Origin of the sequence: Klebsiella sp. K5-45, assembly GCF_030128605.1 — a bacterium.
In the GTDB taxonomy this organism is placed as follows: domain Bacteria; phylum Pseudomonadota; class Gammaproteobacteria; order Enterobacterales; family Enterobacteriaceae; genus Klebsiella; species Klebsiella quasipneumoniae.
In genome coordinates, this window is record NZ_JAKUZW010000007.1 from 311626 (window position 1) to 335085 (window position 23460).

Sequence of the window (23460 nt, forward strand, 5' to 3'; positions counted from 1 at the left end):
ACCAGGGTATTAGATAATGGCTCAAAAGGCCCGGTTATTCTTTAACCGGCCGGAAGTATCAATGGGAGCAAAAAATGAGTGATGACGTAGCGTTGCCGCTGGAGTTTACCGAAGCCGCAGCCAATAAAGTAAAACACCTGATTGCGGATGAAGATAATCCGAACCTGAAACTGCGCGTGTATATTACCGGCGGCGGTTGCAGCGGTTTCCAGTATGGCTTCACCTTCGACGATCAGGTGAACGAAGGGGATATGACCATTGAGAAACAGGGTGTCGGCCTGGTGGTTGATCCGATGAGCCTGCAGTATCTGGTCGGCGGCTCTGTCGACTATACCGAAGGGCTGGAAGGTTCGCGCTTTATCGTGACCAACCCGAACGCGAAAAGCACCTGCGGCTGCGGATCCTCGTTCAGCGTGTAAAGCGAGTGCGACCGGGCGTCTTCCCCTTCTGCGAGAGGGCGCCAACGTTAAAAACGGTAACCTCAGGTTACCGTTTTGCTTTTATGACCGTCCGTTATCGTCCAGCGCAAACGTCGGCAGCTTCAGGTGCCAGCGGATCGCCGCCAGACGAATCACCAGGGTCACCACCATCCCCATCATCGCCGAATTCTCCAACGGGAGATGAAAGGTGTCGTGCGCGGTGGCGTGGACAATGCCGCCCACAATACAGGCGGTGGCGTAGATCTCGGTGCGCAGAATCATAGGAATTTCGCGCGCCAGCACGTCGCGGATTATCCCGCCGCCAACGCCGGTCACCACGCCCATGCACACCGCGACCAGCGGGCCGCTGCCGGCGAGAAACGCTTTATTCACCCCGATGCCGACAAACACCGCCAGACCGACGGCATCAAGAACGGGCAGGATCCATTTCGGCAGCCGGCGCGGCTGGCGGACCAGCAGGATGGTCAGCATGCTGGTGACCATCGCCACCACCAGATCGGTGGGATCTTTGACCCAGAATACCGGGCCATTCGCCAGCGCCATATCGCGGATGGTACCGCCGCCCACGGCCGTCACCACGCCTAACACCAGCACGCCGAATGGGTCCATACGCAATTTCCCCGCCAGCAGAACGCCGGAGATCGCGAAGACAGCTGTGCCAATAATATCCAGCCAATAGACAAGCATCGTTGATTCCCACTGAACATCCGGTATGCCGGATGGTTATTTTACCTGGTCGAGCGCCGCACAAAGTTGTTTGGCGGCGAGGATAATACGTGGGCTTGCGCGTTCAAACCAGTCGCTGTGTAACGCAATCAACGAAATGGTGAGCTGATGTTGCCAAAAGCGCTGCGCTTCGGCGATGCGGCTGGCGTCGCCGGTCACCACAATCGCCTGCGGCTGACGGGCCAGCACCTGTTCGCGGCTCACCTGCGGCCAGGGAACGCGGCTGGCGGCAAAGATATTCTCGCCGCCGCACAGCCTCAGCACTTGATCCTGAATTGAGCCGGGGCCGCTGGTGAATAGCGGTGCGGAACCGAACTGCAGGAAGACGCGTTTCTTCGGCGCGCTGGCATAGCGCGCTTTCAGCGCATCGTATTCCTGCTGCATCGCCTGCGCTGCCTGCTGTGCTTTTTCCGGCTGTGGACTCCACTGCGCCAGCTGACGCAGGGTGGCGATGATCTCTTCGATGGTCGAAGTCTGCACCCAGAGGACGTGGATCCCCAGCGACTGCAGCTGGTTAACCTGACGTTCGGCATTGCCCCCGCGCCAGGCCAGCACCAGGTCTGGCTTGAGCGCTACGATGCGCTCCAGGTTCATTCCCTGCCAGCTGGCAACCTGCTCAATCGTTTTGGCCTGCGGCGGATAATCGGAATAGCTGCTGACGCCGACCGGCGTGATCCCGGCGGCAAAGGCCAGTTCGGTATTGGCGGGGGAGAGGGTGATCACCCGCGGCGCGGCCAGCAGCCACGCCGGGGCGAGTAACAGCAGCGCGGCAAGCGCGAAGGAGAGCGACTTAGCCACGTGCCAGGTTCTGTACCAGATTCTCCACCATCAGGGTGGACTGTCTGGCGGCGACCGCAAGGAACTCCTCAAAGCTGAGGTGAGACTGCTGGTCGGCCACATCGGAGATGGCGCGAACCACCACGAAAGGAACCTTAAAGTTATGGCAGACGTGAGCGATGGCGGTCGCTTCCATTTCCACAGCGATCGCCTGCGGGAAATTATGGCGGATCTTCGCCAGACCGACAGAGCCGTTAATGAAGGCATCACCGCTGACGATCAGGCCGCGAACGGCATTGAGATCTAACGCGTTAATGCAGCTCTCCGCCGCGGCCACCAGTTTTTCGTCCGCTTTAAAGCCGGCCGGACAGCCAGGCAACTGGCCGTACTCATAGCCGAAGGCGGTGACGTCGGCGTCGTGGTAGCGCGCTTCATCGGAGACGACGATATCGCCGACCTTCAGCGTCGGCGCCAGGCCGCCGGCAGAGCCGGTATTAATGATCACGTCAGGCTGGCAGCGCTCCAGCAGCAGGGTCGCGCCCATCGCCGCCGCCACTTTCCCGATACCAGACTTCAGCAGCGCGACGTCAACGCCGTGAAGTTGGCCGGTATAGATTTCGCTCCCGCCAATAGTGATAGTCTGGCGGTTTTCGATTTTGTCGCGCAGAAGGGTAACTTCCTCTTCCATAGCGCCAATAATGCCAATTTTCATAGATTTACTCGCGATGTGTCAGGTTTAGTTGCATAGTCTATCATGCGCTTAAGGGGAAGCGTATTGCTCGCGCGGGAGAGGCTATGGCAAAGATTGATTTTCGCAACAAGATAAACTGGCGTCGACGCTTCCGTTCGCCGCCGCGTGTCGAGACGGAGCGCGACATCCTGCGGATCTTCGAAAGCGATCGGGGACGGATCGTCAACTCGCCGGCAATCCGTCGCTTACAGCAAAAAACTCAGGTCTTCCCGCTGGAGCGCAACGCGGCAGTGCGTACCCGCCTGACCCACTCGCTGGAGGTGCAGCAGGTGGGACGCTATATCGCCAAAGAGGTGCTGAGCCGGCTGAAAGAGCTGAGGCTGCTGGAAGATTATGGCCTGGAAGAGCTGACCGGGCCATTCGAGAGCGTGGTGGAGATGGCCTGCCTGATGCACGATATCGGCAATCCCCCGTTTGGCCATTTTGGCGAGGCGGCGATTAACGACTGGTTCCGCCAGCGTCTGGCGCCCGGCGATGCGCTCGGGCAGCCGCTGACCGACGATCGCTGTGAAGTGCAGGCATTACGCTTGCATGAAGGGGAAACGTCGCTTAACGCGCTGCGCCGCAAAGTGCGCCAGGATCTCTGCAGCTTTGAGGGCAACGCCCAGGGCATTCGTCTGGTCCATACGCTGATGCGCATGAATCTGACCTGGGCGCAGGTCGGCTGTATTCTGAAATATACTCGGCCGGCGTGGTGGTCCGAGGCGACGCCAGCCAGCCACAGCTATTTAATGAAAAAGCCTGGCTACTATTTAGCTGAAGAGGAGTATGTGGCGCGCCTGCGTAAAGAACTGGATCTGGCGCCTTACAATCGGTTCCCATTAACCTGGATTATGGAAGCCGCGGATGACATCTCATATTGCGTCGCGGATCTCGAGGACGCGGTGGAAAAACGTATTTTCAGCGCTGAGCAGCTTTATCAGCATCTTTACGACGCTTGGGGCTGCCATGAAAAAGGATCGTTATTCTCACAGGTAGTGGAAAATGCCTGGGAGAAATCACGAGCCAATTCCCTGAAACAGAGCGCGGAAGATCAGTTTTTTATGTATTTGCGGGTGAACACGCTGAATAAGCTGGTGCCCTACGCGGCGCGCCGATTTATTGACAACCTGCCGGCCATCTTTACGGGCGACTTTAATCATGCGCTGCTCGAGGACGACAGCGATTGCAGTCAGCTGCTGGAGCTTTATAAAAATGTGGCGATGAAACAGGTGTTTAGCCATCCGGATGTCGAGCAGCTGGAATTGCAGGGCTACCGGGTGATCAGTGGCCTGCTGGATATCTATCAGCCGCTGCTGAAATTATCGCTCGAGGATTTCAGCGAATTAGTGGCGCAGGAGCGGGTACGGCGTTTACCCATTGCCTCCCGGCTGTATCAGAAACTATCAACCCGCCACCGGCTGGCCTATGTGGAAGCGGTAAATAAGCTGGCGCGCACGGCGCCTGAATTTGCGCTGATGGAATACTATTATCGCTGCCGTCTGATTCAGGATTATATCAGCGGGATGACGGATTTGTATGCGTGGGATGAATATCGGCGGCTAATGGCGGTGGAATAAGCTGGAGTTTTGTAAAGATGGACAATAAATTTTTACTTTTTCCAGAAACTTAATTCCGGAACTTAGCGCTATAAAATGACTCTGATAGTCACGTACACAGCAACTTTCGTTTTCTGATATTGAGATTGAAACTGATGAAAAAAACCACGTTAGCAATGAGTGCACTGGCTCTGAGTTTAGGTCTGGCGTTGTCCCCGCTCTCTGCGAGCGCGGCAGAAACGGCATCTTCGGCCACTAATGCACAGCAGATGCCAAGCCTGGCCCCGATGCTGGAGAAGGTGATGCCGTCGGTGGTGAGCATTAACGTTGAAGGTAGCACCACCGTTAATACCCCACGGATGCCACGTAACTTCCAGCAGTTCTTTGGCGATAATTCGCCGTTCTGCCAGGACGGTTCTCCTTTCCAGAGTTCGCCGTTTTGCCAGGGCGGCGGACAGGGCGGTCAGCCTGACGGCGGCCAGCAGCAGAAATTTATGGCGCTGGGCTCCGGCGTGATCATTGATGCGGCCAAGGGGTATGTGGTGACCAACAACCACGTCGTGGACAACGCCACCACAATTAAGGTTCAACTGAGCGATGGCCGTAAGTTTGATGCCAAAGTGGTTGGCAAAGATCCGCGCTCTGATATCGCGCTGATTCAGATTCAGGATCCGAAAAACCTGACGGCGATTAAGCTCGCCGACTCTGACGCGCTGCGCGTTGGCGACTACACCGTGGCTATCGGTAACCCGTTCGGTCTGGGCGAAACCGTGACCTCCGGGATTGTTTCCGCGCTGGGTCGTAGCGGCCTGAACGTGGAAAACTACGAAAACTTTATCCAGACCGATGCGGCGATTAACCGCGGGAACTCCGGCGGCGCCCTGGTGAACCTCAACGGCGAGCTGATCGGCATCAACACCGCCATTCTGGCGCCGGACGGCGGCAACATCGGTATCGGTTTTGCTATCCCAAGCAACATGGTGAAAAACCTGACCGAGCAGATGGTGAAATATGGCCAGGTGAAACGCGGCGAGCTCGGCATCATGGGGACCGAACTGAACTCTGAGCTGGCGAAAGCGATGAAAGTCGACGCCCAGCGCGGCGCCTTTGTCAGCCAGGTGATGCCGGGTTCGGCGGCCGCGAAAGCGGGCATTAAAGCCGGCGACGTGATCACCTCTCTCAACGGGAAGGCGATCAGCAGCTTCGCCGCGCTGCGTGCCCAGGTCGGCACCATGCCTATCGGCAGCAAAGTTGAGCTTGGTCTGCTGCGCGACGGCAAACCGGTGACCGTGACCGTCGAACTGCAGCAGAGCAACCAGACCCAGGTTGACTCCAGCACCATCTTCAACGGGATTGAAGGGGCGGAAATGAGCAACAAGGGTCAGGACAAAGGTGTGGTGGTCAATAATGTGAAAGCCGGTACCCCGGCGGCGCAGATTGGCCTCAAGAAAGGCGACGTCATCGTCGGGGCGAACCAGCAGCCGGTGAAAAACATCGCCGATCTGCGGAAAATCTTCGACGCCAAACCGTCCGTGCTGGCGCTGAACATTCAGCGCGGCGACGCCTCTATCTATCTGCTGCTGCAGTAACAGTCAGCGCTCGCTCTCCAGCCCCTTCCCTCGCCGAGGGCAGGGGCTTTTTTTCGTTCTGTGACCGCTTCCACAACTCCACATATCTCACCCGGGCTTCGGGCATATGCACAATGCAGCAGAGCAACGACTCTTTTATGCTGGTGCCCTGCAAAGGGGAGGATTACATGGCTGGCTGGCATCTTGATACCAAAATGGCGCAGGATATTGTGGCGCGGACGATGCGCATCATCGATACCAACATCAACGTGATGGATGCCCGCGGGCGGATTATCGGCAGCGGCGATCGGGAAAGGATTGGTGAATTGCACGAAGGCGCGCTGCTGGTGCTTTCCCAGGGGCGGGTGGTGGATATCGACGACGCGGTGGCTCGCCATCTCCACGGGGTGCGCCAGGGCATTAACCTGCCGCTGCGCCTGGAGGGGGAGATCGTCGGGGTGATCGGCCTGACCGGCGAGCCGGAGTCGCTGCGAAAATATGGCGAGCTGGTGTGCATGACGGCTGAGATGATGCTGGAGCAGTCGCGACTGATGCATCTCCTGGCGCAGGACAGCCGTCTGCGCGAAGAGCTGGTGATGAACCTGATTCAGGCGGAAGAGCATACCCCGGCGCTGAACGAATGGGCGCAGCGTTTAGGAATTGATCTGAATCAGCCGCGCGTAGTGGCGATGATTGAGGTGGACAGCGGCCAGCTCGGCGTGGACAGCGCGATGGCAGAGCTACAGCAGCTGCAGAACGCGCTGACCACCCCCGATCGCAATAATCTGGTGGCCATTGTCTCGCTCACGGAAATGGTGGTGTTGAAACCGGCGCTGAACAGCTTTGGCCGCTGGGACGCAGACGATCACGTCCGCCGCGTCGAGCAGCTTATCGCCAGGATGAAAGAGAATGGGCAGCTCCGCTTCCGCGTGGCGCTGGGCAACTTCTTCACCGGTCCCGGGAGTATCGCCCGCTCTTACCGTACCGCACGCACGACGATGATGGTGGGTAAGCAACGAATGCCGGAGAGCCGCAGCTATTTCTATCAGGATCTGATGCTGCCGGTGCTGCTTGACAGCCTGCGCGGCGGCTGGCAGGCCAATGAGCTGGCCCGTCCGCTGGCGCGTCTCAAGGCGATGGACAACAACGGGCTGCTGCGGCGAACGCTGCAGGTGTGGTTTCGCCATAACGTGCAGCCCCTGGCGACGTCAAAGGCGCTGTTTATTCATCGCAATACCCTGGAGTACCGGTTGAATCGTATCTCGGAGCTGACGGGGCTGGATCTTGGCAGCTTTGACGACCGGCTGCTGCTGTATATTGCGCTGCAGCTGGATGAACAACGCTAAGGCGTGGAGGTAAAAAAATGCCGGGTAGCGACTCGCCATACCCGGCCTTGGACGATGTATACTGTCGGTAGCGGCTCGATACCGCCAGCCCGGCCAGGCGACGCGCCGCCGGGGATGCGCTTACTTACGGGTGAGCTTTTCCAGATCGGCTTCGATTTCGCTGATCTTATTGGTGACCACACTTTCCAGATGGCGTAAATCGTCGAGGATTTTACGCTTGAGATCGATTTCAGTGCGATCGCGCTGGCAGATCTGATCCAGCTCATCGATAACGTAGCGCAGGTTCGGGCTGATCTCCTGGACCTCTTTGTAGCCCTGGCCGACGCCGTCGGCGACGACGGTTTTGCGCTGACGCGGATATTTGAACTTCACGCTCTTGGCGAAGAATTCGCCTTTGTCTTTCTGAAAGTAAATTTTCAGAATGTCGTTGTTAGCTTCCTGCCGCAGGCTATAGCGATCGATCTCATCAGGGTTGGTAATGCCAAGACTTTTCAGATTATCGTACATAACGGTACCTTTGATAGCATCATAACCATTGAATAATTAACGAAAAAATCCATTTTCGCCAGCATCAAATATAAAAAAAGCGGGATATCTCCCGCTTTTTATTTGCTTTAGTCGATGGTGCGCAGCAGTTCGTTAATGCCGACCTTGCCGCGGGTTTTGGCATCGACTTTCTTCACGATCACCGCGCAGTACAGGCTGTATTTACCATCTTTCGACGGCAGGTTGCCTGATACCACTACCGAGCCAGCCGGCACGCGGCCGTAGAAGACTTCGCCGGTTTCGCGATCGTAGATTTTGGTGCTCTGACCGAGGTAAACGCCCATGGAGATCACGGAGCCTTCTTCGACAATCACCCCTTCAACCACTTCAGAGCGCGCGCCGATGAAGCAGTTATCTTCGATGATGGTCGGGTTCGCCTGCAGCGGCTCCAGTACGCCACCAATGCCGACGCCGCCGGACAGGTGAACGTTTTTACCGATCTGCGCGCAGGAGCCGACGGTGGCCCAGGTGTCAACCATGGTGCCTTCGTCAACGTAGGCGCCGATGTTCACATAGGACGGCATCAGCACGGTGTTGCGGGCGATGAACGCGCCCTGACGCACCGCTGCCGGCGGCACCACGCGGAAACCTTCTTTCTGGAAACGCGCTTCGTCATAGTCAGCGAATTTCATCGGGACTTTATCGAAGTAGCGGCTTTCCGCACCATCGATAACTTGGTTATCGTTAATACGGAAAGAGAGCAGTACCGCCTTCTTCAGCCACTGATGCGTCACCCACTGACCGTCGATCTTCTCAGCGACGCGCAGCGCGCCGGAATCCAGAAGGGCGATAACCTGGTTAACCGCTTCGCGGGTCACGGTGTCCACATTAGCCGGCGTGATGTCGGCGCGACGCTCGAAAGCGGACTCAATAACGTTCTGTAACTGCTGCATTGTTTCTTTCCATTCACTAAAAAAAATACGTCACCCTTTATCGTTTGGATTGAGGGCCGCTGTCAACCGTTGTTGCACTTCTTGTTGCAGCTCATTATTAAGGGCACGCCGGTCGGCGGTAGCGATTATAAATAAATCTTCTACTCGCTCACCAATTGTCGTAATTCGCGCCCCGTGAAGCGAAATTCCGAGGTCGGCGAATACCTGACCGACACGGGCGAGCAGCCCGGGCTGGTCAAGGGCTATCAGCTCGAGAAACGATTTCCGATCGGTATGGGTCGGCAGGAAATTTACCTCGGTGTCCACCGAGAAATGACGCAGTTTTGCCGCCTGACGACGGGGCGCCGGGGGCTCCCAACTGCGCTGCGTGATGGTCTGTTCCAGACCCTGGCGGATCGCTTCGTGGCGATCGGCGGACAGCGGACTGCCGTCGGGTTCGAGGACAATAAAGGTGTCCATCGCCATGCCGTCGCGGGTGGTGAAGATCTGCGCATCGTGGACGCTGAGGTTGCGACGGTCCAGTTCGCCACACACCGCGGCGAACAGGTAAGGGCGATCCGGGCTCCAGATAAAAATCTCCGTTCCGCCGCGGGTGGCCTGCGAGCTCAGGAGGATCATCGGCTTATTCAGATCGTGGCGCAGCAGGTTGCGGGCGTGCCAGGCGAGCTGCGTCGGCGTATGTCGCACGAAATAGTTGGCGCGGCAGCGGTTCCAGATCTGATGCAGCGCCTCTTCATTAATATTGTCCATCCGCAGCAGGGCCAGCGCCTGCAACTGATGGTGACGCACGCGTTCGCGCATGTCCGGGGTGCTTTGCATGCCGCGACGCAGCTGTTTTTCAGTGGCGAAATAGAGTTCGCGCAGCAGGCTCTGCTTCCAGCTGTTCCACAGGGTTTCGTTGGTGGCGCAGATATCGGCGACGGTCAGACACACCAGATAGCGCAGGCGATTTTCCGTTTGCACTTCCTCGGCGAACTGCTTAATCACCTCCGGATCCTGAATATCGCGCCGCTGGGCGGTGACCGACATCAGCAAGTGGTGACGCACCAGCCAGGCGACCAGCTGCGTTTCCCGGGAGTTCAGCCCGTGCAGCTCGGCAAACTTCAGCACATCCTGCGCGCCGAGGATCGAGTGGTCGCCGCCGCGCCCTTTGGCGATGTCGTGGAACAGGGCGGCGATTAAAATCAGCTCCGGGTGCGTTAAGCGCGGCCATAGCTCCACGCACAGCGGGTGGCGGCTACGAGTATCTTCTTTAGCAAAACTCTCCAGCTTGAGCATCACGCGGATGGTGTGTTCATCGACGGTATAGGCGTGAAACAGGTCGAACTGCATCTGGCCGACGATATGGGACCACTGCGGCATATAGGCCCACAGCACGCTGTGACGATGCATCGGCAGCAGTCCGCGACTCACTGCTCCCTGATGGCGCAGCATGCTGAGAAAGAGCGTGCGCGCCTCCGGGATATAGCACAGCGGCTGGGTCAGATGGCGGCGGGCGTGGCGCAGATGGCGCAACGTCGTGGAGTAGATGCCGGTGATGGTGCTGTTGCGCACCATAATATAAAACATGCGCAGAATGGCCTGCGGCTCGCGAATAAACAGCGTATCGTCACGCAGATCGATCAGCGTGCCGCGCAGCTGGAAGTCATCATCGATCGGGCGCGGTTTTTCATCTTCGGTCAGCGCAAGGATGGCCTCTTCAAACAGCTGCAGCAGCATCTGGTTCAGCTCGCTCACCCGGCGGGTGACGCGGAAGAAGTCCTTCATCATATGCTCAATCGGCTGGTTGCCGTCGCCTTCATAGCCGAGCCGGCGGGCGACGCTGAGCTGGCGGTCGAAAAGCAGGCGGTTGTCATAGCGAGTGAGTTCGAGATGCAGCGCGAAGCGGATACGCCACAGTTGATGCAGACACTCGTTGAGCTCATTGCGCTCGGTTTCGGTCAGAAAACCGAAGCCGACCATCTCATCCATTGAGGTGGCGCCGAAATGGCGGCGAGCCACCCACTGTAGCGTATGGATATCGCGCAGGCCGCCGGGGCTGCTTTTCACATCCGGCTCGAGGTTATAGCTGGTGCCGTGATAACGCTGATGACGGACGTTCTGCTCTTCGACCTTGGCGGCGAAGAACTTTTCTGATGGCCAGAAGCCGTCGCTAAAAATATGTTTTTGCAGCTCAAGGAACAGCGCGACATCGCCGATCAGCAGGCGCGATTCGATTAAGTTCGTGGCGACGGTGAGATCTGAAAGCCCTTCCAGTAAACACTCTTCGAGAGTGCGTACGCTATGGCCTACCTCCAGTTTGACGTCCCACAGCAGCGTCAGCAGTTCGCCGACCTTTTGCGCCTGGTCGTCCGGCAGCTTTTTGCGGCTGAGGATCAGCAGATCGACGTCAGAAAGCGGATGCAGCTCGCCGCGGCCATAGCCGCCGACGGCCACCAGCGCCAGGTCGCAGACGGATTCGAATCCACTGGCGATCCACAACCGCTGCAGCAGCTGGTCGATAAATTCGGTGCGCGCCGCAATGAGCAGCTCCGCGGCGATACCGGCGTCAAACGCCTCGCCCAGCCAGTGCTGAAAGGTATCGATGTGCGCCTTTATTGCAGCACAGTTCAGATCGCCCTGCGGCCAGCTCACCGGATGTTCCGGCGGGATGGGCAGAAGAGGGGAGGCTGTGTCAGGTAATGAGTTGCTCATCGCGTCACCATAAGAAAAAACTATCTAATAAAAAAGCCGGCGGGCGCCGGCTTTTCATCATTCATCGTGCGAGATTATCGCCGGGATGGTGTCATCCTTACGTAGCGTCAGAATTTCGCAGCCGTTGTCTGTCACCACAATAGTATGCTCATACTGTGCAGACAAGCTCCGGTCTTTAGTTTTCACCGTCCAGCCGTCTTTCATGCTGCGGATCTCTTTTTTACCGGCGTTGACCATCGGCTCGATGGTAAAGGTCATGCCTGGTTTGAGCACGACGTTGGTTTCCGGCGAGTCGTAGTGCAGCACCTGCGGCTCTTCATGGAAGCCGCGGCCGATGCCATGACCGCAGTATTCGCGAACCACGGAGAATCCTTCCGCTTCCACATATTTCTGGATCGCCGCGCCGATGGTGCGCAGATTGATGCCCGGCTTCACCATCTTCAGCGCCAGGTACAGGCTTTCCTGAGTGATGCGGCACAGGCGCTCGCCGAGAATCGTCGGTTTGCCGACGATAAACATTTTGGAGGTATCGCCATGGAAATCATCTTTAATGACGGTCACGTCGATATTCACGATATCGCCATCTTTCAGCAGTTTGCCGTCGTCAGGGATACCGTGACAGACCACTTCGTTGACCGAAATGCAGACGGATTTCGGATAGCCGTGATAGCCGAGACAGGCGGAAATGGCCTTCTGCTCGTTAACGATATAGTCGTTACAGATACGGTCCAGTTCGCCAGTGCTGACGCCCGGCTTAACCCAGGGTTCGATCATTTCCAGCACTTCAGCGGCCAGGCGACCGGCAACGCGCATTTTTTCAATATCTTCAGATGTCTTAATAGAGATAGCCATGGAGTATGTCCAGCAGTGTCGATATTTTCGACAATAATAGAGTAAGTCCTGTCAATGGTAACAGTCCGGGCAGGCTGGTGCCAAACTGAGAATCATTAACAGCACGCGACGTCAACAAGAGTTGGTGTCTGGGTGGATTTTGTGGTATAAAGCGCGCCGGACTTCCGATCCATCTCAGATACACAGGATGGACGGGAGCGACAAATCTCACTTTGTGTAACAACACACACGTATCGGCACATATTCCGGGGTGCCCTTTGGGGTCGGTAATATGGGATACGTGGAGGCATAACCCCAATTTAATCTATAGAGGTTTTAAACATGGCAACTGTTTCCATGCGCGACATGCTCAAGGCTGGTGTTCACTTCGGTCACCAGACCCGTTACTGGAACCCGAAAATGAAGCCGTTCATCTTCGGTGCGCGTAACAAAGTTCACATCATCAACCTTGAGAAAACCGTACCGATGTTCAACGACGCTCTGGCTGAACTGAACAAGATCGCTGCTCGTAAAGGTAAAATCCTTTTCGTTGGTACTAAGCGCGCTGCAAGCGAAGCGGTAAAAGACGCTGCTCTGAGCTGCGACCAGTTCTTCGTGAACCATCGCTGGCTGGGCGGTATGCTGACTAACTGGAAAACCGTTCGTCAGTCCATCAAACGTCTGAAAGACCTGGAAACTCAGTCCCAGGACGGTACTTTCGACAAGCTGACCAAGAAAGAAGCGCTGATGCGTACTCGTGAGCTGGACAAGCTGGAAAACAGCCTGGGCGGTATCAAAGACATGGGCGGCCTGCCGGACGCACTGTTCGTAATCGACGCTGACCACGAGCACATCGCTATCAAAGAAGCAAACAACCTGGGCATCCCGGTATTTGCTATCGTTGATACCAACTCTGATCCGGACGGCGTAGACTTCGTTATCCCGGGTAACGACGATGCAATCCGCGCAGTAAGCCTGTACCTGGGCGCTGTTGCTGCTACCGTTCGTGAAGGTCGCTCTCAGGACCTGGCTTCTCAGGCGGAAGAAAGCTTCGTAGAAGCTGAATAATAAGGTTTAAGCCCTTATTAGTACCGTGTATGAATAGGGGCCCATTATCGGCCCCTTTTTTCAATTTACGCTGTTTGGCCGTTGGCCGGGCAGTATCCACATCTCCCGAGGATTTTAGAATGGCTGAAATTACCGCTTCCCTGGTAAAAGAGCTGCGCGAACGTACTGGCGCAGGCATGATGGATTGCAAAAAAGCGCTGACTGAAGCGAATGGCGACATCGAGCTGGCAATCGAAAACATGCGTAAATCCGGCGCGATCAAAGCGGCGAAGAAAGCAGGCAACGTGGCTGCTGACGGCGTGATCAAAACCAAAATCGAAGGCAACTACGGTTACATTCTGGAAGTTAACTGCCAGACTGACTTCGTTGCTAAAGATGGTGGTTTCCAGGCATTTGCTGACAAAGTACTGGACGCCGCTGTTGCGGGTAAAATCTCCGACGTTGAAGTTCTGAAAGCGCAGTTCGAAGAAGAACGTGTTGCCCTGGTTGCTAAAATCGGTGAGAACATCAACATCCGTCGTATCGCTGTTCTGGAAGGCGACGTTCTGGGCAGCTACCAGCACGGTGCGCGCATCGGCGTTCTGGTTGCCGCTAAAGGCGCTGACGAAGAGCTGGTTAAGCAGCTGGCAATGCACGTTGCTGCAAGCAAGCCGGAATTCGTTAAGCCGGAAGACGTGTCTGCTGAAGTGGTAGAGAAAGAGTACCAGGTTCAGCTGGACATCGCGATGCAGTCCGGTAAGCCGAAAGAAATCGCAGAGAAAATGGTTGAAGGCCGCATGAAGAAATTCACCGGCGAAGTTTCTCTGACTGGTCAGCCTTTCGTCATGGAGCCGAGCAAATCTGTTGGTCAGCTGCTGAAAGAGCACAACGCTGACGTGACTGGCTTCATCCGCTTTGAAGTGGGCGAAGGCATCGAGAAAGTTGAGACTGACTTTGCAGCAGAAGTTGCTGCGATGTCCAAGCAGTCTTAATTTTTACAAGGAGCCGCCTGAGGGCGGCTTCTTTTTGCGCCCATTTTGTAAATTCAGCCAACTGCTTATAGTGACCGCGCTGAAATGCGACATACAATGTCGCCGGAATTCTCACATCTCATTCGTTGACAGTCTCAGGAAAGAAACATGGCTACCAATGCAAAACCCGTCTACAAACGTATTCTGCTGAAATTAAGTGGCGAAGCGCTGCAGGGCTCAGAAGGCTTCGGTATTGATGCAAGCATACTTGACCGCATGGCTCAGGAGATCAAAGAGCTGGTTGAGCTGGGTATTCAGGTTGGCGTAGTAATTGGTGGCGGTAACCTGTTCCGTGGTGCTGGTCTGGCGAAAGCGGGTATGAACCGCGTTGTGGGCGACCACATGGGCATGCTGGCAACGGTTATGAATGGCCTCGCGATGCGCGATGCGCTCCACCGCGCCTATGTGAACGCTCGTCTGATGTCCGCCATTCCGCTGAACGGCGTGTGTGACAACTACAGCTGGGCAGAGGCGATCAGCCTGCTGCGCAACAACCGCGTGGTGATCCTTTCCGCGGGTACCGGCAACCCGTTCTTTACCACCGATTCCGCAGCCTGCCTGCGCGGTATTGAAATTGAAGCCGATGTGGTGCTGAAAGCCACCAAGGTTGACGGCGTATTCACCGCTGATCCGGCCAAAGATCCTTCCGCCACGATGTACGATCAGCTGACCTACAGCGAAGTGCTGGAAAAAGAGCTGAAAGTGATGGATCTCGCGGCCTTCACCCTGGCGCGTGACCATAAATTGCCGATTCGCGTCTTCAACATGAACAAACCTGGCGCCCTGCGTCGCGTGGTGATGGGCGAAAAAGAAGGCACATTGATCACGGAATAATTCCCGTCAGCGCCAAATCCGGGTAATATTCCGCTTTACTTTCGCGGGGATATTACCCGGTGATTTTCATTAAATCTGACTATACTTAGCTCATTTTCCGACGGGTGCCCCGTCTGGTCTGACTGAGACAAGCTTTCAAGGATTCGTAACGTGATTAGCGATATCAGAAAAGATGCTGAAATCCGCATGGAAAAATGCGTCGAAGCATTCAAAAACCAAATCAGCAAAATTCGCACGGGTCGTGCTTCTCCGAGCCTGCTGGACGGGATTGTTGTTGAATACTACGGTACGCCGACCCCGCTGCGCCAGCTGGCCAGCGTCACCGTCGAAGACTCCCGTACCCTGAAAATCAACGTCTTTGACCGTTCTATGTCCGCGGCCGTTGAAAAAGCGATCATGGCGTCCGACCTCGGTCTGAACCCAAGCTCTGCCGGCAGCGATATTCGTGTTCCGTTGCCGCCGCTGACCGAAGAGCGTCGTAAAGATCTGACCAAGATCGTGCGTGGTGAAGCTGAGCAGGCGCGTGTTGCCGTACGTAACGTTCGCCGCGACGCCAACGACAAAGTCAAAGCGCTGCTGAAAGAGAAAGAGATCAGCGAAGATGACGATCGCCGTTCTCAGGACGACGTGCAGAAAATGACTGACGCCGCCATCAAGAAAGTTGACGCGGCGCTGGCAGACAAAGAAGCAGAACTGATGCAGTTCTGATGCTCTGCCCTTACTCGGGCCTGACAGCGTCTGGTCTGAGTAAAATCCGAAACGCCGTACAGAAGACTGTACGCTCAATTCTCGGGATTGCGTTGCGACCGCTGGCCTTGTAGCCTTTAGCGCTAAGTTGAAGGCCTAATGCCGCCGTCTTATCCCTGATAATTGCTGCGTAGGGGCTTGCTGGCGGCGTTTTGCTTTTTATTCTGTTTCCACTCTTCTGGACGTCTCATGAAGCAATTAACCGTTCTCGGTTCGACCGGCTCCATTGGCTGTAGCACGCTGGACGTGGTGCGCCATAATCCCGGTCGCTTTTCCGTCGCCGCGCTGGTCGCGGGGAAAAACGTTGACCGTATGGTTGAACAATGCCTTGAATTTACCCCCCGTTACGCCGTGATGGACGATGCGCAAAGCGCTGAGCGATTGCGCACCCGTCTGCAGGAACATGGCTGCCGTACCGAGGTGCTGAGCGGCCAGCAGGCGGCGGCAGAGGTCGCAGCGCTGGAGGAGGTCGATCAGGTGATGGCGGCTATCGTCGGCGCGGCGGGGCTGGTGCCGACGCTGGCGGCGATCCGCGCCGGGAAAACGGTGTTGTTAGCGAATAAAGAGTCGCTGGTGACCTGCGGTCGCTTGTTCATGGAGGCGGTTCAACGGTCGGGGGCGCGATTGCTGCCGGTCGATAGCGAACATAACGCGATTTTTCAGAGTATGCCGGAGACAATTCAGCAGCATCTGGGATACGCTGACCTGGCGCAGAATGGCGTTTCATCCATCCTGCTGACCGGCTCGGGCGGGCCTTTCCGTGATACAGCGGTAGCTGAACTGGCGGCGATGACGCCGGATCAGGCCTGCCGTCATCCTAACTGGTCGATGGGACGCAAGATCTCCGTTGACTCCGCTACGATGATGAACAAAGGCCTGGAATATATTGAAGCGCGCTGGCTGTTTAACGCCTCGGCCCGGCAGATGGAGGTCCTTATCCATCCGCAGTCGGTGATCCACTCGATGGTTCGCTATCAGGACGGCAGCGTGCTGGCGCAGCTTGGAGAGCCGGATATGCGCACGCCGATCGCCCATACCATGGGCTGGCCGCAGCGGCTTAACTCCGGCGCTAAGCCGCTGGACTTCTGCCAGCTGAGCAATCTGAGCTTCTCCGCGCCAGACTATACGCGGTATCCGTGCCTGAAGCTGGCGATGGAGGCGTTTGACGTCGGCCAGGCGGCGACCACCACGCTGAATGCGGCCAATGAAGAGTCGGTTGCCGCGTTTCTGCATGGCGATATCCGCTTTACCGATATTGCGGCGGTTAACCAGATTGTGCTGGATAAGATGAACCTGCAGGAGCCGCAAAGCATTGATGACGTTCTGGTTATCGACGCTGAGGCCCGCGCGGTTGCTCATCAACAGCTGAAACGGTTGGTCACCCAGGCGTAACGCGGTGATATTTGTGGGCGCAAAGCTTCAGTGATATAGTCTGCGCCACCCGATCGTTGCATTTTGTTGTTAAAGATTACGGTGGCCGTGGCAAAACACGGCTTTTTTGCGTAAAGCTTTTGGTTGTTCTCTGCGATTGGCTGCAGCCCCGGCACCGGATAAAAATGCGTATCCAGCGCGGCCCGGTGGCCTCTGTTTGGTGGCTAGTTAATCCTTATTATGGACTTAAAACGCGTGATGTTGTCTGCTAATCAAACTGTCAGCGAAATATCGCCCACACATGGCTGCCGTCATGTCGCCATTATTATGGATGGCAACGGCCGTTGGGCGAAACGGCAAGGTAAAATTCGCGCTTTCGGGCACAAGGCCGGTGCGAAATCCGTGCGTCGCGCGGTCTCTTTCGCGGCGAATAATGGGATTGAGGCGTTAACGTTATACGCGTTCAGCAGCGAAAACTGGAACCGTCCGGCTCAGGAAGTCAGTGCGCTGATGGAGCTGTTCGTCTGGGCGCTGGATAGCGAAGTCAAAAGCCTGCACCGACACAATGTGCGTTTGCGGATTATTGGCGACACCACGCGCTTCAATGCGCGCCTGCAGGAGCGTATCCGCAAAGCGGAAGCGCTGACCGCGAACAATACCGGCTTAACGCTGAATATTGCGGCCAATTACGGCGGTCGCTGGGATATTACCCAGGGCGTTCGTTTGCTGGCGAAACAGGTACAGGACGGGACGCTGCTGCCTGAGCAGATCACGGAAGACATGCTGAGTCAGCAGGTCTGCATGCATGAACTGGCTCCCGTAGATTTAGTTATTAGGACCGGGGGAGAGCACCGAATAAGTAATTTTCTGATTTGGCAAATTGCCTATGCCGAACTTTACTTTACGGATGTTCTTTGGCCCGATTTTGCTGAACAGGACTTTGAAGGTGCACTCCATGCCTTTGTTAATCGAGAGCGTCGTTTCGGCGGCACTGAGCCGGGTGGCAGTCATGCCTGATGGGGGGCACTTTTGCTGAAGTATCGCCTGATATCTGCTTTCGTCTTAATCCCCGTCGTCATTGCGGCGCTGTTTTTATTGCCGCCTATGGGGTTTGCTATCGTGACCCTGGTGGTCTGTATGCTCGCCGCATGGGAGTGGGGGCAACTGAGTGGTTTCACCTCGACGTCGCAGCGGGTCTGGCTGGCGGTGTTGTGCGGCCTTCTGCTGGCGGCGATGCTGTTTCTGCTGCCGGAATACCATTATGACGTTCATCAACCGATGGTTGAAGGCTCGCTGTGGGCCTCTTTCGCCTGGTGGATCGTCGCGCTGCTGCTGGTGCTCTCTTATCCGGCGTCGGCGGCATTCTGGCGTCACTCTAAAGTGCTGCGCCTCATCTTCGGTATCCTGACCATTGTCCCGTTTTTCTGGGGCATGCTGGCGCTGCGCGCCTGGCACTATACCGATAACCATTACAGCGGTGCGCTGTGGCTCCTGTACGTGATGATTCTGGTCTGGGGAGCGGATTCCGGCGCCTATATGTTTGGCAAAATGTTTGGCAAGCACAAGCTGGCGCCGAAGGTTTCGCCGGGAAAAACCTGGCAGGGCTTTTTTGGCGGTTTGCTGACCGCGGCGGTGATCTCCTGGGCCTACGGGGTGTGGGCCCATCTTGACGTTACGCCAACGGTGCTGCTGGTCTGTTCGGTGGTAGCCGCCCTGGCTTCGGTGCTGGGCGATTTGACGGAAAGTATGTTTAAGCGCGAGGCCGGCATTAAGGACAGCGGGCACTTGATTCCCGGACACGGCGGTATTCTCGATCGTATCGACAGCCTGACGGCGGCGGTGCCGGTCTTCGCCTGTCTGCTACTGTTGGTCTTCAGGACGATTTGACGGAAGGTGATATGCTGAGCGTGCTCTGGAATCTGGCAGCTTTTATCATTGCGCTTGGCGTACTGATTACGGTGCATGAGTTTGGCCATTTTTGGGTAGCGCGTCGCTGCGGTATCCGGGTTGAGCGTTTTTCTATCGGCTTCGGCAAAGCGTTGTGGCGGCGGATGGATAAGCAGGGTACAGAGTTCGTCATTGCCCTGATCCCGCTGGGCGGCTACGTCAAGATGCTGGATGAGCGTGTTGAAGCGGTGGCGCCGGAGATGCGCCACTACGCGTTCAATAATAAAACCATCGGCCAGCGCGCGGCGGTGATTGCCGCCGGTCCCATCGCTAACTTCCTTTTCGCTATCTTTGCCTACTGGCTGGTCTTCATCATCGGCGTTCCTGGGGTCCGTCCGGTAGTGGGTGAAATAACGCCCAATTCGGTTGCCGCGCAAGCACAAATTGCAAAAGGAACGGAACTTAAAGCGATAGATGGTATCGAAACGCCTGATTGGGATGCGGTGCGTCTGCAGCTGGTGGCCAAAATCGGCAACCCGCAAACAATACTTACCGTCGCCCCTTTCGGGACTAATCAGCGCCAGGATAAAATCGTCGATCTGCGGCACTGGGCGTTTGAGCCAGACAAGCAAGATCCCGTCACGTCGCTGGGGATCCAGCCGCGCAGCGCGCAGATTGATACGGTGCTGGCGGAGGTCCAGGCGGGCTCGGCAGCGCAGAAAGCAGGTTTGCAAGCGGGCGACCGGATCGTTAAAGTCGATGGTCAACCGTTAACGCAGTGGATGACGTTTGTTAATCTGGTGCGCGATAATCCGGGCAAAGCGCTGGCGCTGGAGATTGAACGGCAGGGGAGTGCGCTGCCGTTAACCCTGACGCCGGATGCAAAAACGGTGAAAGGTAAGGCAGAAGGGTTCGCAGGGGTGGTGCCAAAGGTCATCCCGCTGCCTGAAGAATACAAGACAGTACGTCAGTACGGACCGTTTGCCGCCATCGCTGAAGCCACGGATAAAACCTGGCAGCTGATGTCGCTGACGGTCAGGATGCTGGGTAAATTGATAACCGGTGATGTCAAACTGAACAACCTCAGTGGGCCGATCTCTATCGCTCAGGGGGCTGGAATGTCAGCGGAGTTTGGGTTGATTTATTATCTGATGTTCCTTGCGCTGATTAGCGTGAACCTCGGAATCATCAACCTGTTCCCACTACCCGTACTGGATGGGGGACATCTGCTGTTTTTGGCGATTGAAAAGCTGAAGGGCGGGCCGGTATCCGAGCGAGTTCAAGACTTTAGTTATCGCATTGGCTCAATACTGCTGGTGCTGTTAATGGGGCTTGCACTTTTCAATGATTTCTCTCGGTTATAAGAGAGTTTGTTAGGAAGAACGCATAATAACGATGGCGATGAAAAAGTTGCTCATAGCGTCGCTGCTGTTTAGCAGCGCGACTGTATACGGTGCTGAAGGGTTCGTGGTGAAGGACATTCATTTCGAAGGCTTGCAGCGTGTCGCTGTTGGTGCGGCCCTCCTCAGTATGCCAGTGCGTCCTGGCGATACGGTGACCGACGATGATATCAGTAACACTATTCGCGCGCTGTTTGCCACTGGCAACTTCGAGGACGTCCGCGTCCTGCGCGATGGTGATACCCTGCTGGTGCAGGTGAAAGAGCGTCCGACGATCGCCAGCATCACCTTCTCCGGCAATAAGTCGGTGAAAGATGACATGCTCAAGCAGAACCTTGAGGCCTCTGGCGTTCGGGTGGGCGAGTCGCTTGACCGCACGACCATCGCGGATATCGAGAAGGGCCTCGAGGATTTCTACTACAGCGTCGGTAAATACAGCGCCAGCGTCAAAGCGGTCGTTACCCCGCTGCCGCGTAACCGTGTCGACCTGAAACTGGTCTTCCAGGAAGGCGTCTCCGCTAAAATTCAGCAGATCAACATCGTCGGCAACCATGCGTTTTCGACTGATGAGCTGATCTCCCACTTCCAGCTGCGCGATGAAGTGCCGTGGTGGAACGTGGTCGGCGACCGTAAATACCAGAAGCAGAAACTGGCGGGCGACCTTGAAACCCTGCGCAGCTACTACCTGGATCGCGGCTATGCCCGTTTCAACATCGATTCTACCCAGGTCAGCCTGACGCCGGATAAGAAAGGGATCTACATCACCGTCAACATCACCGAAGGCGATCAGTACAAGTTTTCCGGGGTGCAGGTGACGGGCAACCTCGCCGGCCATTCCGCGGAAATCGAAGCGCTGACCAAAGTCGAGCCGGGTGAACTGTATAACGGCGCGAAAGTGACCAAGATGGAAAACGACATCAAGAAACTGTTGGGTCGTTATGGTTACGCCTACCCGCGCGTACAGTCGCAGCCGGAGATCAACGACAGCGATAAAACCGTTAAGCTGCACGTCAACGTCGACGCGGGCAACCGCTATTACGTGCGTAAAATTCGCTTCGAAGGCAATGACACCTCCAAAGACGCCGTTCTGCGCCGCGAAATGCGCCAGATGGAAGGCGCGTGGCTGGGCAGCGACCTCGTCGATCAGGGTAAAGACCGTCTCAACCGTTTAGGCTTCTTCGAAACGGTCGATACCGATACCCAGCGCGTACCAGGCAGCCCGGACCAGGTCGACGTAGTCTACAAGGTAAAAGAGCGTAACACCGGTAGCTTCAACTTCGGTATCGGTTACGGTACCGAGAGCGGCGTCAGCTTCCAGGCGGGCGTTCAGCAGGATAACTGGTTAGGTACTGGCTATGCTGTCGGGATCAACGGCACCAAAAACGACTACCAGACCTATACCGAGCTGTCGGTGACCAACCCGTACTTCACCGTAGACGGTGTGAGCCTCGGCGGTCGTATCTTCTATAATGACTTTGACGCGAACGATGCGGATCTGTCTGACTATACCAACAAAAGCTATGGTACAGACGTCACGCTGGGCTTCCCAGTCAACGAATACAACACGCTGCGCGCGGGCGTCGGGTATGTGCATAACTCCCTGTCCAATATGCAGCCGCAGGTGGCGATGTGGCGTTACCTGAACTCGATGGGCCAGTATCCGGACAACACCAACGACCGGAACTCGTTCAGTGCGAATGACTTCACCTTCAACTACGGTTGGACCTATAACAAGCTTGACCGCGGCTTCTTCCCAACGGAAGGTTCGCGCGTCAACCTGAACGGTAAAGTGACCATTCCGGGTTCGGACAACGAATACTACAAAGCGACGTTGGATACCGCCACCTATGTGCCGATCGACAACGATCATGAATGGGTGGTGCTGGGTCGTACCCGCTTTGGCTATGGCGATGGTATCGGCGGCAAAGAGATGCCGTTCTATGAGAACTTCTATGCAGGTGGCTCCAGCACCGTGCGTGGCTTCCAGTCGAACACCATTGGTCCGAAGGCGGTGTACTTCCCGTCGAGCAGCCGTCATGATGGCGACAGCGGCTATACCAACGACTGTAAGAGCACCGAATCCGCACCGTGTAAATCCGATGATGCGGTGGGCGGTAACGCCATGGCGGTGGCCAGCCTGGAGCTGATTACCCCGACGCCGTTTATTAGTGACAAATATGCGAACTCGGTCCGGACTTCCTTCTTCTGGGATATGGGTACCGTATGGGATACTCACTGGGATTCGAACGCGTACGCTGGATATCCGGATTACAGCGATCCGAGCAACATCCGTATGTCTGCGGGTATTGCCGTGCAGTGGATGTCGCCGTTGGGGCCGTTGGTCTTCTCCTACGCCCAACCGTTCAAAAAGTACGATGGAGACAAAGCCGAACAGTTCCAGTTTAACATTGGTAAAACCTGGTAATTGTTGGCGGCAACGGAATGCAAGTGCAGTATAGCGCTGACCGTAGGCGATAACGCGTTTATCGCCTCGCCACGCAAATAACGGTACCCCTGGGTACTCATGGGATGGTAAGGAGTTTATTGTGAAAAAGTGGTTATTAGCTGCAGGTCTGGGTTTGGCAATGGTAACTTCCGCTCAGGCGGCAGATAAAATTGCCCTGGTGAACATGAACAGCCTGTTCCAACAGGTTGCCCAGAAAACTGGCGTTTCCAACACGCTGGAAAACGAGTTCAAAGGCCGCGCTAGCGAACTGCAGCGTATGGAAGGCGACCTGCAGTCTAAAATGCAGCGTCTGCAGTCCATGAAGCCGGGCGCCGATCGTACCAAACTGGAAAAAGACGTGATGGCTCAGCGCCAGACCTTCTCCCAGAAAGCGCAGGCGTTTGAACAGGATCGCGCTCGTCGTTCCAACGAAGAGCGTGGCAAACTGGTGACCCGTATCCAGACTGCCGTACAGAGCGTAGCGAAAGATCAGAGCATCGATCTGGTGGTTGACGCGAATGCCGTTGCATACAACAGCAGCGATGTAAAAGACATCACCGCTGATGTGCTGAAACAGGTTAAATAAG

The 23460-nt window shown here is 56.2% G+C and carries 21 protein-coding genes; 14 read left to right on the forward strand and 7 right to left on the reverse strand.

The window, feature by feature from the left end:
* Nucleotides 1–74 precede the first annotated feature (74 nt).
* Nucleotides 75–419: an iron-sulfur cluster insertion protein ErpA gene (erpA, locus tag MKS11_RS17075; RefSeq protein WP_002889275.1), complete on the forward strand. Its 345-nt coding sequence runs from the start codon at nucleotides 75–77 to the stop codon at nucleotides 417–419.
* An 81-nt stretch (nucleotides 420–500) separates the two neighbouring features.
* Here the strand turns inward: erpA and MKS11_RS17080 are convergent, their stop codons facing one another.
* From MKS11_RS17080 to mtnN, 3 genes are read right to left on the reverse strand one after another with little or no spacing between them, the layout of a single operon-like run.
* A complete protein-coding gene (locus tag MKS11_RS17080) occupies nucleotides 501–1127 on the reverse strand; it encodes a TRIC cation channel family protein (RefSeq protein ID WP_004204437.1) in 627 nt (208 codons plus the stop codon).
* A gap of 36 nt (nucleotides 1128–1163) precedes the next feature.
* Entirely contained in the window at nucleotides 1164–1964 is an 801-nt protein-coding gene (btuF, locus tag MKS11_RS17085) for a vitamin B12 ABC transporter substrate-binding protein BtuF (protein ID WP_004204438.1), read from the reverse strand.
* Complete coding sequence (gene mtnN, locus MKS11_RS17090; protein ID WP_004204440.1) at nucleotides 1957–2655, reverse strand: 5'-methylthioadenosine/S-adenosylhomocysteine nucleosidase; 699 nt, start codon at nucleotides 2653–2655, stop codon at nucleotides 1957–1959. The genes btuF and mtnN overlap by 8 nt, the downstream gene beginning before the upstream one ends.
* 83 nt (nucleotides 2656–2738) lie before the next feature.
* On the opposite strand from mtnN, the gene dgt reads away from it, so the two are divergent.
* From dgt to cdaR, 3 genes are all read left to right on the forward strand, one after another.
* A complete protein-coding gene (gene dgt / locus MKS11_RS17095) occupies nucleotides 2739–4253 on the forward strand; it encodes a dGTPase (RefSeq protein WP_043521970.1) in 1515 nt (504 codons plus the stop codon).
* A gap of 134 nt (nucleotides 4254–4387) precedes the next feature.
* Nucleotides 4388–5821, forward strand: coding sequence for a serine endoprotease DegP (degP, locus tag MKS11_RS17100; protein WP_004145870.1), 1434 nt, complete (start codon nucleotides 4388–4390; stop codon nucleotides 5819–5821).
* Nucleotides 5822–5988: 167 nt separating this feature from the next.
* Entirely contained in the window at nucleotides 5989–7146 is a 1158-nt protein-coding gene (cdaR, locus tag MKS11_RS17105; protein ID WP_087771111.1) for a DNA-binding transcriptional regulator CdaR, read from the forward strand.
* Nucleotides 7147–7266: 120 nt separating this feature from the next.
* Here cdaR and MKS11_RS17110 read toward each other — a convergent pair whose 3' ends face one another.
* The 4 genes from MKS11_RS17110 to map all read right to left on the reverse strand — a co-directional run bounded on the left by MKS11_RS17110 (nucleotide 7267) and on the right by map (nucleotide 12131).
* Nucleotides 7267–7653, reverse strand: coding sequence for a DUF3461 family protein (locus MKS11_RS17110; RefSeq protein WP_002889292.1), 387 nt, complete (start codon nucleotides 7651–7653; stop codon nucleotides 7267–7269).
* Nucleotides 7654–7760: 107 nt separating this feature from the next.
* A complete protein-coding gene (gene dapD / locus MKS11_RS17115) occupies nucleotides 7761–8585 on the reverse strand; it encodes a 2,3,4,5-tetrahydropyridine-2,6-dicarboxylate N-succinyltransferase (RefSeq protein ID WP_002889295.1) in 825 nt (274 codons plus the stop codon).
* A gap of 30 nt (nucleotides 8586–8615) precedes the next feature.
* The gene (gene glnD, locus MKS11_RS17120; RefSeq protein WP_259595599.1) at nucleotides 8616–11279 is read right to left on the reverse strand and encodes a bifunctional uridylyltransferase/uridylyl-removing protein GlnD; all 2664 of its coding nucleotides are present in this window, start codon (nucleotides 11277–11279) and stop codon (nucleotides 8616–8618) included.
* A 57-nt stretch (nucleotides 11280–11336) separates the two neighbouring features.
* Entirely contained in the window at nucleotides 11337–12131 is a 795-nt protein-coding gene (map, locus tag MKS11_RS17125) for a type I methionyl aminopeptidase (RefSeq protein ID WP_004204446.1), read from the reverse strand.
* 321 nt (nucleotides 12132–12452) lie between these two features.
* Between map and rpsB the strand changes: the two genes are divergently transcribed.
* The 10 genes from rpsB to skp all read left to right on the forward strand — a co-directional run bounded on the left by rpsB (nucleotide 12453) and on the right by skp (nucleotide 23459).
* Nucleotides 12453–13178, forward strand: coding sequence for a 30S ribosomal protein S2 (gene rpsB / locus MKS11_RS17130; protein ID WP_004204447.1), 726 nt, complete (start codon nucleotides 12453–12455; stop codon nucleotides 13176–13178).
* Nucleotides 13179–13297: 119 nt separating this feature from the next.
* Complete coding sequence (gene tsf, locus MKS11_RS17135) at nucleotides 13298–14149, forward strand: translation elongation factor Ts (RefSeq protein WP_004151930.1); 852 nt, start codon at nucleotides 13298–13300, stop codon at nucleotides 14147–14149.
* Between the two features lie 147 nt (nucleotides 14150–14296).
* A complete protein-coding gene (gene pyrH / locus MKS11_RS17140) occupies nucleotides 14297–15022 on the forward strand; it encodes a UMP kinase (protein WP_002889306.1) in 726 nt (241 codons plus the stop codon).
* A gap of 150 nt (nucleotides 15023–15172) precedes the next feature.
* Complete coding sequence (frr, locus tag MKS11_RS17145; RefSeq protein ID WP_002889308.1) at nucleotides 15173–15730, forward strand: ribosome recycling factor; 558 nt, start codon at nucleotides 15173–15175, stop codon at nucleotides 15728–15730.
* Between the two features lie 228 nt (nucleotides 15731–15958).
* Nucleotides 15959–17161 carry a 1-deoxy-D-xylulose-5-phosphate reductoisomerase gene (gene ispC / locus MKS11_RS17150; RefSeq protein WP_065904252.1) on the forward strand — a complete coding sequence of 401 codons (1203 nt, stop codon included), beginning with the start codon at nucleotides 15959–15961 and terminating at the stop codon, nucleotides 17159–17161.
* 237 nt (nucleotides 17162–17398) lie between these two features.
* Entirely contained in the window at nucleotides 17399–18157 is a 759-nt protein-coding gene (gene ispU / locus MKS11_RS17155; RefSeq protein WP_002889316.1) for a (2E,6E)-farnesyl-diphosphate-specific ditrans,polycis-undecaprenyl-diphosphate synthase, read from the forward strand.
* Nucleotides 18158–18169: 12 nt separating this feature from the next.
* Nucleotides 18170–19027, forward strand: a complete 858-nt coding sequence (gene cdsA, locus MKS11_RS17160; RefSeq protein WP_023292047.1) for a phosphatidate cytidylyltransferase — start codon at nucleotides 18170–18172, stop codon at nucleotides 19025–19027.
* A gap of 11 nt (nucleotides 19028–19038) precedes the next feature.
* The gene (rseP, locus tag MKS11_RS17165; RefSeq protein ID WP_049092268.1) at nucleotides 19039–20391 is read left to right on the forward strand and encodes a sigma E protease regulator RseP; all 1353 of its coding nucleotides are present in this window, start codon (nucleotides 19039–19041) and stop codon (nucleotides 20389–20391) included.
* 31 nt (nucleotides 20392–20422) lie between these two features.
* On the forward strand, nucleotides 20423–22852 hold the full coding sequence (bamA, locus tag MKS11_RS17170; protein WP_004204452.1) for an outer membrane protein assembly factor BamA: 2430 nt from the start codon (nucleotides 20423–20425) through the stop codon (nucleotides 22850–22852).
* A 121-nt stretch (nucleotides 22853–22973) separates the two neighbouring features.
* Entirely contained in the window at nucleotides 22974–23459 is a 486-nt protein-coding gene (gene skp / locus MKS11_RS17175) for a molecular chaperone Skp (RefSeq protein WP_002889325.1), read from the forward strand.
* Nucleotide 23460 lies beyond the last annotated feature (1 nt).